This window comes from Amycolatopsis sulphurea, from assembly GCF_002564045.1.
Classification (GTDB): Bacteria; Actinomycetota; Actinomycetes; order Mycobacteriales; family Pseudonocardiaceae; genus Amycolatopsis; species Amycolatopsis sulphurea.
Genome location: NZ_PDJK01000002.1, coordinates 3,706,242 through 3,720,855 on the forward strand (window position 1 = coordinate 3,706,242; position 14,614 = coordinate 3,720,855).

The 14,614-nt window shown below is 70.4% G+C and carries 9 protein-coding genes; 6 read left to right on the forward strand and 3 right to left on the reverse strand.

All coding sequences use genetic code 11. From position 1 onward, the window contains the following. Positions 1-7 precede the first annotated feature (7 nt). The gene (locus ATK36_RS23070; RefSeq protein ID WP_098513400.1) at positions 8-2,311 is read right to left on the reverse strand and encodes an FAD-dependent oxidoreductase; all 2,304 of its coding nucleotides are present in this window, start codon (positions 2,309-2,311) and stop codon (positions 8-10) included. Positions 2,312-2,489: 178 nt separating this feature from the next. Further along, positions 2,490-3,275, reverse strand: coding sequence for an IclR family transcriptional regulator (locus ATK36_RS23075; protein WP_098513401.1), 786 nt, complete (start codon positions 3,273-3,275; stop codon positions 2,490-2,492). A gap of 173 nt (positions 3,276-3,448) precedes the next feature. Between ATK36_RS23075 and mtrA the strand changes: the two genes are divergently transcribed. From mtrA to secA, 6 genes are all read left to right on the forward strand, one after another. After that, positions 3,449-4,126: an MtrAB system response regulator MtrA gene (mtrA, locus tag ATK36_RS23080; protein ID WP_005150760.1), complete on the forward strand. Its 678-nt coding sequence runs from the start codon at positions 3,449-3,451 to the stop codon at positions 4,124-4,126. Positions 4,127-4,133: 7 nt separating this feature from the next. Then, positions 4,134-5,885 carry an MtrAB system histidine kinase MtrB gene (gene mtrB, locus ATK36_RS23085; RefSeq protein ID WP_098513402.1) on the forward strand — a complete coding sequence of 584 codons (1,752 nt, stop codon included), beginning with the start codon at positions 4,134-4,136 and terminating at the stop codon, positions 5,883-5,885. Beyond that, positions 5,882-7,633, forward strand: a complete 1,752-nt coding sequence (locus tag ATK36_RS23090) for an LpqB family beta-propeller domain-containing protein (RefSeq protein WP_098513403.1) — start codon at positions 5,882-5,884, stop codon at positions 7,631-7,633. The genes mtrB and ATK36_RS23090 overlap by 4 nt, the downstream gene beginning before the upstream one ends. A 645-nt stretch (positions 7,634-8,278) precedes the next feature. Next, complete coding sequence (locus ATK36_RS32965; RefSeq protein ID WP_245915028.1) at positions 8,279-8,569, forward strand: ComF family protein; 291 nt, start codon at positions 8,279-8,281, stop codon at positions 8,567-8,569. A 1,026-nt stretch (positions 8,570-9,595) separates the two neighbouring features. Next, positions 9,596-10,285 carry a ribosome hibernation-promoting factor, HPF/YfiA family gene (hpf, locus tag ATK36_RS23100; RefSeq protein WP_098513404.1) on the forward strand — a complete coding sequence of 230 codons (690 nt, stop codon included), beginning with the start codon at positions 9,596-9,598 and terminating at the stop codon, positions 10,283-10,285. A gap of 229 nt (positions 10,286-10,514) precedes the next feature. Beyond that, positions 10,515-13,424 carry a preprotein translocase subunit SecA gene (gene secA / locus ATK36_RS23105; RefSeq protein ID WP_098513405.1) on the forward strand — a complete coding sequence of 970 codons (2,910 nt, stop codon included), beginning with the start codon at positions 10,515-10,517 and terminating at the stop codon, positions 13,422-13,424. Positions 13,425-13,967: 543 nt separating this feature from the next. Here secA and ATK36_RS23110 read toward each other — a convergent pair. Further along, a complete protein-coding gene (locus ATK36_RS23110) occupies positions 13,968-14,444 on the reverse strand; it encodes an Rv3235 family protein (protein ID WP_098513406.1) in 477 nt (158 codons plus the stop codon). Positions 14,445-14,614: the final 170 nt, after the last annotated feature.

Sequence of the window (14,614 nt, forward strand, 5' to 3'; positions counted from 1 at the left end):
CCTTACGTCATTCGTTGCCCCGCAACGGTTCCGCGGCCACTTTCGCCTTGCGGCGCTGTCCCGCGCACTCGATCTCCACCGGCGTCCGCGGCCTCGTGTATTCCACCGGAAGCCAGGCGTGGGCGAGGTTCTTGCCGACCGTGTAGCCGTACGCCGCGCTCGTGACGTATCCCGCCGGGCGGCCTTCGGCGTACACCGGTTCCTTGCCCGCCAAGACGAAAAGCGGGTCTTCGACGATCAGGCACACCAGTTTCCGGCTCACTGTCGCGGGAGAACGTTCGCGCAGGGCGTCCCGGCCGAGAAAGTAGCCTTTGTCCATCCGCACCAGATAGCCGAGGCCGGCCTCGTACGGATCGTGTTCGGTGGTCACGTCGACCCCGCATTCGCGGTGGCCTTCTTCGAGCCGCAGGCTGGTCAGCGCGATCTGCCCGGCGGCGACGATCCCGTGCGGCCGCCCGGCCTCGTGCAGCGTGTCCCACAGCCGCCGCCCGAGGTCCGCGCTCGTGTGCAGTTCCCAGCCCGCTTCGCCGATGTCGGATCCGCGGATCGCGAGGAGCGGCACATCCGCGACGTAGGTCCGCCGCGCCCGGCCGGATGAGTCCATCGTGGACAGTTCCGGTAACACCTTCCGGGCGAGCGGTCCCCACAACCCGATGCAGCAGTTCCCGGACGTGGTTTCGCGCAGCTGCACGGCCCCGTCCCTGGGCAGGTGACGGGAGAGCCAGTCGATGTCGAGCCGGCTGCGCACCTGTACTCCGAACAGCTCCGCGCCCAGCCGGGCCACGGTCAGTTCGCTGCGCACACCGCCGTCCTCGCCGAGCAGCAGGGTGCTGGTGACCGTGCCCGGCGCGCGGTCGAGCTGATTGGTCGTCAGCGTCTGCAGGAACGGGAGCGCGCCGGGGCCGGTAATCTCCAGCTGCCGTCGCGGGGTCAGGTCGAACATCGCCACCCGGCTGCGCGCTACGAGTGCTTCCGCGCCGCCGATCGGGGACAGTTCCTCCTCGCGCCGGGGGACCCGGGAGACCTCCGGCAGCCGTTCGTTGGCGCCGTACCACTGCGGCCTGGCCCAGCCGTCGCCTTCGCGGAAGCTCGCTCCCAGCGCGACTTCCCGTTCGTAGAACGGGGAAGTCCGACGCGGCACCGCCTGCTGCGCCGAGCGCGCGAGCGCGGCCGCGATGCTGCGTGCCCGCAGGCTGTCCGGTGCCAGCTGCAGCCGGTCGAACCGGGCGAGGTCGACCGAGTGCAGTGCGAGGTGCGCCTGTCCTTCCACGAGCCATCGCGCCAGTTCCCTGGCCACCCCGGCGGACCAGGTGGTGCCGAGTGCCTCGGCCACCCAGAACCCGTCCAGATCGGGATGCTCGCCCAGCAGCGGCAACCCGTCCGGGGTCATCGGGGCCGGCCCGGACGTGCCCTCCTCGACCTTGCCGTCGGCGAGCGCCGGGATCAGTTCGGCCGCGCGCACCCACAGTGGTTCGAACCCGGCCGGGCTGAACCGCCCGGCATCCGGCCGGAACGCGGTCACCCCGAGCCGGTCCACGTGCTCGCGGAACCACAGCCCCGCGTCCGGATGGCCGAGCACCGGCTTGCCCGCTTCGGTGAAGTCGTCGTTCTGCCCGGCCAGCTCGGGTAGCGGCGTGCTGCGCGCGTGCTCTCGCACGACCGGGACCACCGGCACCGGCAGCTCCACCAGCGCACCCAGCTCCGGTCCCCGTACCCCGGCGCACGAGATGACCACGTCGGCGCGGAACCGTTCGGTTTCCGTGCGGACTGCGGTCACCCGCCCTCCGCCGCGGACGATCTCCACGACCCGTTGCCCGGAAAGGAATCGCGCCCCACGCTCGGCTGCCCGGCGTGCCTGCGCGGTCGCCGCGCGTGCCGGATCGGCCAGGCCGTCTTCCGGCGCGTGCAGGCCGCCCGACAGCTTCGCCGGATCCAGCAGCGGATGCAGCTGCGCGCACTCGGCCGGGGACCGCAGGTAGCTGCGCACTCCCCAGGCCGTGGCCCAGCCGTGCTGCCTGCGCAACGCGGTCAACCGCACCGGGGTAGTCGCCAGGGCCAGGCTGCCGACCGGCTGGAAGCACCAGCCCCCGTCGACGGTCAGCGCGCTGTACTTCTCCACGGTGTACTTCGCGAACTCGGTCACGGTGCGGTCCGGATGCGTGCGGAACACCAGCCCGTGGTCGAGCGTCCCCGCGTCCGGTTCCAGCGCCAGCACGGTCACGTCGGTCCAGCCCGCCGCGGTGAGTTCGTCGGCGACCGCGCAGCCGAGCAGACCGGCGCCGAGCACGACCACACGCGGTCGAGGTGCCATCACGGACCTTCCTGCCGGCCGGGCACGCGCGGAGCCGGTTCGGGGGAATCAGGCATGCCGAACGGCCGCCGGGGGGCGGGCTGCGTTGCGGAGGGGGATGGATGGTGCGTTCTCCGGCACCAAAGTGCGGGATCCGGCCCGCGCTGTCAAGAACGCGGACGCGGCCGACCGGGTCCGGTCAGCGTGCGAAATAGCCCAGTTGCGAGGAAAGTTCCCGCGCCGCTTCGGTCATCGGCTGCACGATCTGGCGGATCCGCTGCTTGGACAGCCGGTAGGACGGGCCGGAGGCGCTCATCGCCGCGACCACCTCGCCGCCCGGCCCGCGGACCGGCACCGCGACCGCGTGCATGCCCAGCTCCAGTTCCTCGAACGAGGCCGCGTACCCGTCCTCGGCCACCCGCTCCAGCTCCGCCTCCAGCTCGCCGGCGTCCACCGTGGTGCGCGGGGTGTACTGCTCGAGGTCCGGCCCGAGGGCCCGCTTGCGGTCCGCGTCGTCCATCGCGGCGAGCAGCACCTTCCCGCTGGAGGTGGCGTGCAGCGGGGTGCGCTGGCCGGTCCAGTTCTGCGTGGTGATCGCGGCCGAGCCGCGGGCCTGGCTGAGATTGATCGCCACCCCGTCGTCGGCGATCGCGATGTTCACCGTCTCGCCCAGCTCCTCGGCCAGTGCCTGGCAGGTCTGCCTGCCGAGCTTGGCCAGGTCCATCCGGCCGGTGGCGGCACCGGCCAGCCGGACCACCCCGAAGCCGATCACGTACTTGCCGCGCTCGCCGAGCTGCTCCACCAGCCCGTGCGATTCCAGGACGCTGAGCAGCCGCGACGCGGTCGACTTGTGCACCCCGAGCTCCCCGGCGATCTCGGTGATGCCGGACTCCCCGTTGCGCGCGAGCAGCTCCAGCACGGTGATCGCGCGGTCGACCGACTGAACTTGGCTGCCCGTTGCGTTGCCCGAGTCCTGGTTCCGCATGACGCAACAGTAACCGCTCGGGTGCGTACTGTTCGGCTGAGCGGGCGAATCCGCCCGCGACCGCCGTCGGGGCAGGTCCGGATGGCCTAACCCGGCCGCCGATCCCGATCTTTCCGGGGCCCGGCCGCGCGGGTCGGGCGCGCGCACGTGGGCGAGAGTGCGAACATGTGCACATGAAGGCACGTGTCTTGGTGGTCGACGACGACCCTGCACTCGCGGAGATGCTCACCATCGTGCTCCGTGGCGAGGGGTTCGACACTGCGGTGGTCGCGGACGGTTCCCGCGCACTGCCGGCGCTGCGCGAGCTCAAGCCGGACCTGGTCCTGCTCGATCTCATGCTGCCCGGCATGAACGGCATCGACGTCTGCAAGGCGATCCGCGCGGAGTCCGGCGTGCCGATCGTGATGCTGACCGCCAAGAGCGACACCGTGGACATCGTGCTCGGGCTCGAGTCCGGTGCCGACGACTACGTGGTCAAGCCGTTCAAGCCGAAGGAGCTGGTCGCCCGGGTGCGGGCGCGGATGCGCCGCACCGAGGCCGAGCCCGCCGAATCGCTCACCATCGGCGATCTGGCCATCGACGTGCCCGGCCACGAGGTCACCCGCGAGGGCAAGGCGATTCCGCTGACCCCGCTCGAGTTCGACCTGCTGGTCGCGCTGGCCCGCAAGCCCCGCCAGGTGTTCACCCGGGAAGTCCTGCTGGAGCAGGTGTGGGGCTACCGGCACGCGGCCGACACCCGGCTGGTCAACGTGCACGTCCAGCGGCTGCGCTCGAAGGTGGAGAAGGACCCGGAGCACCCCGAGGTGGTGCTGACGGTGCGTGGTGTCGGCTACAAGGCCGGTCCGCCGTGATCCGGCGATGAAACCGCTCGCGGGCCGGCTCTCCTCCGCCGTCCGCGCCACCGGCCGCCTGGTGCGGCGGCTGGTGGTCTTCGCACGGCGCCGGGCCGTGGCATGCAACGAGCTGTGGCGGCATTCGCTGCAGTTCCGGGTGACCATCTCGACGCTCGCGCTGTCCTTCGCCGTGGTGTTCGTGCTGGGCATGGTGCTGCAGAACCAGATCACCGAACGGCTGCTGGACACCAAGCGCAAGGCCGCCATCGAGCAGACCCAGTCGCTGGCCGACACCGCGGCGCGAGAGCTGGTCGGCGTCGGCGGCGAATCGCCGGACGCGTTGCACACGCGGCTGGAGAACGCGCTGAAGAAGCTCTCCTCCGTGGGGTCGTCGCCGAGCGGCGCGGGGGCGGGCACCTTCGAACCGGTGCTCGCCAGCGTCGAGCCCGGCCAGCCCAACGCCGACCCGATCCACGTCGGGCCGTTCTCGTCGGTCCCGGTGCAGCTGCGCGAGTTCGTCGAGAACAACGCGTTCTCCCGGCTGGAGCACACCGTCGTCGGGGAAGACGGATCGCGCACCACGTACCTGATCGTCGGCACCCCGCTCAACACCGTGGCCACTCCGATGCAGCTGTACCTGCTGTTCCCGCTGACCGGTGAGCAGAACACGGTGTCCACCGTGCAGAACACGCTGCTGGTCGGCGGGCTGGTGCTGCTGCTCCTGCTGGCCGGGATCACCAACCTGGTGGTCCGGCAGGTGGTGCGGCCGGTCCGGCAGGCGGCCGCGGCGGCCGAGCAGTTCGCCGGCGGGGACCTCGATCAGCGCCTCGCCGTGGTCGGTGAGGACGACGTGGCCAAGCTCTCGGTGTCCTACAACCGGATGGCCGCCAGCATCCAGCACCAGATCCGCCAGCTGGAGGAGTTCGGCGGGCTGCAGCGGCGGTTCACCTCCGACGTGTCGCACGAGCTGCGCACCCCGCTGACCACCGTGCGGATGGCCGCGGACGTGCTGCACGCCTCGCGCGAGCAGTTCCCCGCCGGGCTGGCCCGCTCCACCGAGCTGCTGGTGGATGAGCTGGACCGGTTCGAGGCGCTGCTCGGCGACCTGCTGGAGATCAGCAGGCTCGACGCGGGCGTGGAGGAACTGGCCGCGGAGTACATCGACGTACGGCCGATCGCGACGCGCGCGGTCGAGCAGGTCCGGGTACTCGCCGCGGGCACCGGCAGCGAGGTACGGCTGGTGCTGCCGGACGAGGACGCAGCGGCCGAGGTCGATGCGCGCCGGGTCGAGCGGATCCTGCGCAACCTGCTCGCCAACGCGGTCGACCACAGCGAGGGGAAGCCGGTGGTGCTCACCGTCGCGGCGGACGAGACGGCGGTGGCCGTCACCGTGCGGGACTACGGCGTCGGCCTGCGGATGGGGGAGTCGGACCTGGTGTTCAACCGCTTCTGGCGGGCCGATCCCTCCCGTAACCGGCGCACCGGCGGGACCGGGCTCGGCCTGGCGATCAGCCAGGAGGACGCCCGGCTGCACGGCGGCCTGCTCGACGCGTGGGGCGAGACCGGGCACGGCGCCTGCTTCCGGCTGGTGCTGCCGCGCCAGCAGGGTATGCCGCTCGACGACGGGCCGTTGGCGCTGCCGCCCGCGGACGCCGTTTCGGAGATCACGCTGTCGCCCTCGTCGGTGCTGGAGCTGCAGCCGGAGCCGGAGGTGATCCTGCCCGAGCCGGAGCAGGCGAACCCCGGCAATGCGGATCGGGAAGGGGTCGGCCGGTGAGGCGGGCGCTGCTGGCGGTGGCCTGCGTGCTGCTGCTCGCCGGGTGCGCGAACGTGCCGCAGGAATCGCAGCCGGTGGTGGTGTCCCCGGAGGGGGCGAAACCCCAGCCGAACGAGGTCGTGCCGCCGGATCCGGGGCTGGACGCGCTGTCCATCGTCCGCCAGTTCGTCCGGGCGTCGGCCGATCCGCGCTCGAACAACGCGGCCGCCCGCGCCTACCTGGAGGACCGGCTGCGCACGCCGTGGCATCCGAGCCGGGCGATCACCATCATCGACAACACGTTCAGCACCGTCTACAACGACGCCCTGCCCCCGACGCTGGCCCCGGGGCAGCCGTCGGACCCGAACGTCCGCACGATCTCGGTGCGCGGTTCGGTCCTCGGCACGCTGAGCGCGGACAGCGCGTTCATCCCCGGCTCCGGCACGGCCGAGCCGACCTTCCAGGTGCGCAAGCAGCCGGACGGGCAGTGGCGGATCTCGGTGCCGCCACCCGGCCTGCTGATCACCGACGACGATTTCGACGCGAACTACAACTCCGTCGCGGTGAGCTTCTACTCGCCCGAATCCGCGACCTTCGTGCCGGATCTGCGTTACGTCGGCGCGAAACCGCAGTCCGGCCTGCCCAGCCGGGTGATGGACCTGATCCTGCAAGGCCCCTCGGCCGGGCTGGCCGGCGCGGTCAAGAACCTGCTCGGCGACCAGGTCACCCTCGAGACGAACGTGAAGAACAACGACGACGGTTCGCTGCTGGTGCATCTGTCCGGGCTCACCGGGGCCGGCCCGGAGACCCGGTCGCTGATCGCCGCGCAGATCGTCCTGTCCATGCAGACCGTCACGTCCACCCGCATCCGGCTGCTCGCGGACGGCACCCCGCTGGTCCGCGACCACGAGTACTGGCGCGCCAGCGACGTGCCCGCCTACAGCGCGGCCACGTCACCGAGCCCGGATCTGCCCGGCCTGATGACGGTCGACCGGCGCATCCGCTCTCTCGCCGACGGCGGCCCGATCCCGGGCCCCGCCGGCAACGGTTCGTTCGGGGTGGTCAGCGCCGCGCAGTCGATCGACGGGAAGCGGCTGGCCGTGGTCGAACAGAACGGTGACCGCGTCAGCCTGCGCGTCGGCGACTTCGGCCGGGACATGCCGCAGGTCGAGCTGGGCGGCGGTTCGCTCAGCCGCCCGACCTGGCGTACCGCGCCGACCGGAGCCGGCCCGTCCGGCGAGGTGTGGACCGTGGTGGACCACACGATCATCGCCCGCATGGTGCTCGATCCCGGTGGCCACTGGCAGCGCCAGAGCGTGAACGCGAACGACCTGCTGGCGCTGGGCCCGATCGATGCCCTGCGCCTGTCCCGCGACGGCGCCCGCGTCGCCGCGATCGTGCGCGGCCGGCTGGTCGTGGCGGCCGTGGTGCGTACCGGAGACGCGGTGACCCTGCGCGAACCCCGCGTCCTCCAGCCCTCCGCGCTGGCCGATGTCGTCGACGTGGACTGGGGTTCGACCCCGGACACGCTGGTCGCGGTCACCTCCTCGATCTCGCAGCCAGTGCAGCGGATCTCCCTCGACGGGCGGCGAATGGACACCTTCAACAGCTCCAACCTGACCGCCCCCGTCCGCGCCGTGACCGCCGCCCCGAGCCGCCCGATCGTGGTAGCCGACGCCGGTGGCCTGTGGAACGCCACGGAACTCGGCGAGGTCTGGCGCCCGCAGGCCCACACCCTGGCGAACGCGGACCCGTTCTATCCGGGGTGACTCTCGCTGTTTCGCTGGTGGTGAACCTTTATTCGCTCGACACTTTCAGTAGTCGAGCGCATGCTGAGAGTTATGTTGCTCGATTTGCTGCTGCCCACCCGTTGCGCCGGCTGCGACACCCGCGGCGCTGCTGTGTGCTCCGGCTGTACCCGTGAGTGGTCTTCCCTCTCTGAGGTGACCCGGCCCCTGCTCGCCGTCCCCGCCTATGCGCTTGCGCCCTACCGTGGCATCGCGAAACGCATCCTGCTCACCTACAAGGAGCGTGGCCGTCGAGATCTTGCCCCCTCTCTGGGGTGGGCCTTGGCCGTCGCCCTGGCCGCCCTCCCGCGCCTGGGTGCCCTTCTCTTGCCTGGGGGCCGGAATCGCGCCTCCCGTCCCTTGCCGACGGGCCGAATTCTCGCTTCCCCTTTCCGGTCAGGAGGCTGCCTTCCCACGTCGCTTCTTTCGTCAGGAGGCCGCGATCCCGCGTCGCCTCTTTCGTCAGCAGGTCGAATTCTTGAGTCCCCGCTCTTGCCAACAGGTCGCCCTCCCGCGTCCCCCGCCACTCGGCACCCGGATCGATCCCGGAACCAGACTCGCTCGGCCCTCTGCCTGATCCCGGTACCCAGCCGCCGTCCTGCCGCCCGAGCCCGAGGCGGTCCGCATATGCAGCGAATCGCCGAAGAAGCCGCCCGCCGCCTGAGCAATACCCTCGTCGCACCCGCACTGACCCTGTCCGGCGGCCGGGACTCCGTCGGCCTCACCCCGGACCAGCGAGCCCGGAACCTGTACGGGCGCCTGCACTTCATCCCCGCCCGACGCCCGCCGCCGAACACCCACGTCCTCCTTGTCGACGACGTGATCACCACCGGCACCACCTCCGCCGCCTGCGTGACCACGTTGGCTGCCGCGGGTATTCCGGTGGCCGGTGTCGTCGCCCTCCTCAGCGCAGGCTGACTGCTTTGCGGGCTGATTGCTTCGGGCTTGCTTCGGGGGTCTGCTTGCCGACGTCGGGGGCTGCTGTCGGTTTCTTTCGTCGGTTCGCTCCGTTGGCTTGCTCCCTGGCTTGCTTCGTTGGCTCGCTTCGTTCGGCGGCCTCGCCGATGTCTGTGAAGGGGGCCTTCACAGACATCCGGGCCGGACCTCCGGCGGGCCGGTTGCCTCCGGCGGGCCGGTCGCCCACCGCGGGTCGGCTCTTCGCCAGTCCCGCGGACTTCGTGACTCGGCTCTCGCTGCCCCGTCGCCCACGGCCCTCGCTGCCCCGCCGATCGCCACCCACAACTCTCGCCACCCGCTGCCCACCTGCCGACCCTGCCTGCCCCTCAAACGCCACTCACCGCCCGTCACCCGCCGCCCCGCCTCAGTGGCTTCACCAGCCCCGTCCGGCCCGTCGTCACCATCCGCACCACCAACCACCCGGGTGACCACCACACAACGCCGCGGTGAATGTCACCTACACGAGTGATGTCGACGGGGAACCAGCGGTTGCTGCCGCCCGTTGTCCGAGCATGCGGGTCAGGGACGGAATCGCTCCGCCGGCCGGGCGCTCCACCGGGGTGGCGGCTGCGGCGGAGGGGGCCGTCACCCTCGGCGTCCGAGGGACGGAGCCGTTGCGCCTTCCGCGTGAAACCCAACGGGCTGCGCTGCGCCTTCCGCGCAAGGTTTTCGGAGTCGGCACAAGCGTTTCGCTGCGCGGCGTGACGGGTTCCCGAATTGTGACATCCCCCGGCTCGGGGGCTGTTGCGGACGGCGTGATGAAGCTAACGTGCTCCGCTATCAGCAAAGCCCGCAGGCAGGGAGGTGTGCAGCCCATGTCCCTGGCGCCGGAGGCCCGCTGAGTCCGCGCTCGCGCATCCGCCACGAGACGTCGTGGACCGGCTGCCGGGTTCTGCTCAGCCCGCCGGATCCGGGCTCCGTCCCGCAATTACCGGCGCCATGTGAACGCACAACAGCTCGCAGTCATCTCGGCGAGGGAGGTCGTGTATGGACATCGTCATCAAGGGCCGCAACGTGGAGGTGCCCGAGCACTATCGGGCACTCGTCAGCGAGAAGCTGGCCCGCCTTGAGCGCTACGACAAGAAAGTCATCCGCTTCGACGTGGAGCTGTTCCACGAGCCCAATCGCAGGCAGGCCAAGAACTGCCAGCGCGTGGAGATCACCGGAAAGGGCCGTGGCCCGGCCGTGCGCGCCGAGGCGTGTGCCGCCGACTTCTACGCAGCGCTCGATTCTGCCGTGACCAAACTGGAAAACCGGTTACGGCGGACACACGACCGCAGGCGCGTGCACTACGGCCGCAGCCGTCCGGAATCGGTCGCCGAAGCGACTTCGGTGGTGGCGGCAGGCGGTGCGGGCTCGAGTGCCGGGCCGGCGATGAGCACCGCGGTACTGGAGGCACCCGACGCGACCGCACCGATGGTGAACGGTTTCGCGGCGACGAGTGCCGGTGACATCCCCCAGCAGCAGCGCTGGGAAGGCGACGAACCGGGATACCAGCCCGGCCGCGTCGTCCGCGAGAAGCAGCACAACGCGGACCCCATGACGGTGGACCAGGCTCTCTACGAGATGGAGCTGGTCGGCCACGACTTCTACCTGTTCAACGACTCCGAGGCCGGCCGGCCGAGCGTCGTCTACCGGCGAAAGGGCTTCGACTACGGCGTGATCCGGCTCGGCTGAGCCCGGCGTCCGGATGGCCCGCGCACCCCGGGTGTGCGGGCCATCCGCATGCCCGCGCCGGCCGCCGCCGAAACGCCCGGTGACCTTCGGCGACGCCGTGCGTGCACGGACCTGGGCGCGTTCCCTACGATGGGGTATGCGACGGCGGCGCAGTCGGGCGTCCGCCGCGGGAGAGACTGCCCGGGACCGGCTCGGGTGCGATCATGATTCAGCTAGTGAGGTCGACCGGATGGTGCTGAACCGCCTGCTCCGCGCGGGCGAGGGCAAGATGGTGAAGCGGCTGCGCAACATCGCCGATCACATCAACACCCTCGAAGACGACGTGTTGGACCTGTCGGACGACGCGCTGCGGGCCAAGACCGACGAGTTCCGTGCGCGGTACGCCAAGAACGAGTCCTTGGACGACCTGCTCCCGGAGGCGTTCGCGGTCGCCCGGGAGGCCGCGAAACGGGTACTCGGCCAGCGGCCCTACGACGTCCAGCTGATGGGCGGCGCCGCATTGCATCTCGGCCAGGTCGCCGAGATGAAGACCGGTGAGGGCAAGACGCTCACCTGTGTCCTGGCCGCCTACCTCAACGCGCTCGCGGGTGAGGGTGTGCACGTGGTCACCACCAACGACTATCTCGCCAAGCGGGACGCCGAGTGGATGGGCCGGATCCACCGCTTCCTCGGGCTCGAGGTCGGCGTCATCCTCGCCGAGCAGGACCCGCAGGAACGCCGCAGGCACTACAACGCCGACGTCACCTACGGCACCAACAACGAGTTCGGCTTCGACTACCTGCGCGACAACATGACCTGGTCCCTGGATGACTGCGTGCAGCGCGGGCACAACTTCGCGATCGTCGACGAGGTGGACTCGATCCTCATCGACGAGGCGCGTACCCCGCTGATCATCTCCGGCCCGGCGGACCAGTCCTCGCGCTGGTACGTGGAGTTCGCCCGGCTCGCGCCGTTGATGCAGGGCATCGACACCACCACGATGGGGACGCGTGAGCGGGTCGAGAAGGCCAACCTGATCAACTCGAAGTACCACTACGAGACCGACGTCCGCAAGCGCACCGTGGCGGTCACCGAGAAGGGCGTGCGGTTCGTCGAGGACCAGCTCGGCATCGAGAACCTGTACGAGGCGGCGAACACCCCGCTGGTGGGTTACCTGAACAACGCCTTGAAGGTCAAGGAGCTCTACCACCGGGACAAGGACTACATCGTCCGCGACGGCGAGGTCATGATCGTCGACGAGTTCACCGGCCGGATCCTGGTGGGCCGCCGCTACAACGAGGGCATGCACCAGGCGATCGAGGCCAAGGAACGCGTCGAGATCAAGGCGGAGAACCAGACGCTGGCCACGATCACGCTGCAGAACTACTTCCGGCTCTACGGCAAGCTTTCCGGGATGACCGGTACCGCCGAGACCGAGGCGGCCGAGTTCCACCAGACCTACAAGCTCGGCGTGGTGCCGATCCCGACGAACCGGCCGATGGTCCGCGCCGACCGCGCGGACCTGATCTACAAGACCGAGCAGTCGAAGTTCGAGGCGGTCGCCGAGGACATCGCCGAGCGGCACGAGAAGGGCCAGCCGGTGCTGGTCGGCACCACCAGCGTGGAGAAGTCCGAGCACCTGTCGAAGCTGCTGCTGAAGCTGGGCGTGCCGCACGAGGTGCTCAACGCCAAGTACCACAACAAGGAAGCGCTGATCGTCGCGCGCGCGGGCAAGAAGGGCGCGGTCACCGTCGCCACCAACATGGCGGGCCGCGGTACCGACATCGTGCTCGGAGGGAACCCGGACATGATCGCCGACCAGGTGCTGCGCGAGCAGGGCCTGGACCCGGTGGAGAACTCCGAGGAGTACGAGGCCGCCTGGCCGAAGGTGCTCGAGGAGGTCAAGGCGGAGGCGAGCGCCGAGGCCGAGCACGTCCGTGAGGTCGGCGGGCTGTACGTGCTCGGCACGGAGCGGCACGAATCGCGCCGGATCGACAACCAGCTGCGCGGTCGTTCCGGGCGGCAGGGCGACCCCGGCGAGTCGCGGTTCTACCTGTCGCTGGGCGACGATCTGATGCGCCGGTTCAACGCGGTGATGGTGGAGCGCGTGATGACCACCATGCGGCTGCCGGACGACGTGCCGATCGAGCACAAGATGGTCTCCAAGGCGATCAAGAGCGCGCAGACCCAGGTCGAGCAGCTCAACATGGAGACGCGCAAGAACGTCCTCAAGTACGACGAGGTCATGAACGAGCAGCGCAAGGTGATCTACGCCGAGCGGCACCGCGTGCTCGAAGGCGAGGATCTGCAGGAGCAGATCGAGCACATGCTCACCGACGTCGTGCAGGCCTACGTGCAGGGCGCGACTTCGCAGGGATACGCCGAGGACTGGGACCACGACCAGCTGTGGACCGCGCTCAAGACGCTCTACCCGGTGAGCCTGGACTGGGACGAGCTGATCGAGGACGGCGACCTCGACGCGGAAGCCCTCAGCGTGGCGCTGACCGAGGACGCGCTCGCCGCCTACGCCCGGCGTGAGACGGAGATCGACGAGCTGGTCGGCGAGGAAGGCTCGATGCGCCGCCTCGAGCGTCAGGTGATGCTGACCGTGCTGGACCGCAAGTGGCGCGAGCACCTCTACGAGATGGACTATCTCAAGGAGGGCATCGGCATGCGGGCGCTCGCCCAGCGCGATCCGCTGATCGAGTACCAGCGCGAGGGCTTCGACATGTTCCGCGCGATGCTCGACTCGCTGAAGGAGGAGGCCGTCGGCTTCCTGTTCAACCTGCAGGTCGAGCGCACCGAGGCGGAGCCGGCTCCGCAGCCGGAGCCGTCCGCGTTGCCCGGCGGGGTCACCTCCGCCACCGGCGCGGCCGCCGCCTCGTTCGGCGAGAACGGCGGCAGGCACGCCCGCCCCACGCCCCCGCAGCCACCGGCCACGGACGCCGAATCCGTGCCGTCCGCCTTGCGGGGCAAGGGAATCGGCGGCGGTGTCCAATCCGGACTGACGATGTCCGGCCCCGGCGAGGACGGCGACGTCGAGTCCCGTTCGGACAGCCCGAAGCCCGCGGACGGGGCGTCAGGCGCCAACACCCGGCGGGAACGCCGGGCGGCCGAACGGGCACAGGCGAAGAAGGCCAGGAAGGGCACACAGCGCTGAGCCGCTCGTGAACCGACGCGGGCCGTCCCGGATGGGGCGGCCCGCGTTCATGTCCCGGGGCGGACTTGCCAAGGCCTGGGCCACCCGCGTTGCCCGCGATCGGGCTCCCTATGGCCCCCGGATTGGATGGCTGTGAAGGACCCTTCACGGGCTCTAAGGCCGTGAAGGGTCCCTTCACAGCCTTTGGCGAGCGCTCGGTGGCGGGCGCGCTCGCGCGCCGGCTCGGGTGTGCCTGGTCGGCGCATCGCCATCGCGAACCGGCCCGCCGCACCCCGCGCTCCTCCGCTTCGGCGCGCCCGGATACCACCTGCGCGGGCTGGTGACGCTCCTGGTGTTGACCGGCTGACCTGGTCGTTGGGACGACTGTCCCGATCCAGGCGCCGGTCGAGTCGAGCCGAGTCTGTTCAGCCCGGATGAGCCGAACCAGTCCGACTCATCCCGACCCGAACCCCGTGCTGGGAAGAGAGTCCATCCGGTCCGCTCAGCCCGAATCTGCGCTGAGATGAAACCAACCGCCCGGACCCGGTTCAGAAAGCGCCCGGCTCAAGCCACCGACGGCCGGTCCGGTTGCGGGCGGCGCACCGGTCCGAGGCGCGGCGCCAGCACGTGGAATCGAGTGCACACCCAGCCGGTGCGGGTGAGTTCGAAGCGGGCGGCGACCGCGTGTACGCGGCCGTGGGTGATCAGAGTCGTGCTGGTCTCGATGGCGGTGTCCGAGGGCTGGCACACGTGCAGGTCGCCGACGCGGTAGCGCAGGCCGGGCAGCGGGCCGTGGGCGGACAGGCGGGCGAACAGGGCGTCGTCGACCAGCGACTGGATCTGTCCGGCCGGGCGGCGGCCGGCCAGGACTTCGAGGATCGCCTTGAGCCGCTGGGTGAGGTGCCGTTCGTGCGGGACTTCGGCGAAGCGCAGGATCCGGTGGCCGGCGGGCGGCAGATCCCGGACCGCGGGCCGCGCGACGCGGTGGTGGACCCTGCGGACGGGCCCGGACGTCAGCAGCCGGAGGTGGTGTTTCGTCATGAGGTTCCTCCCCTGGATCGTGGCGTTGCTACACAAATGGCCACGCGCACATGACTCAGTGCATTTGTGCCAAACGGGTGGGACAGCGTGCGTCGGATCGGGCGAAACGGCAGGGAACGGACTAGACGTATGTGCTTGGTGTGCTAGCGCCCGAGCACCGGCCGACGACC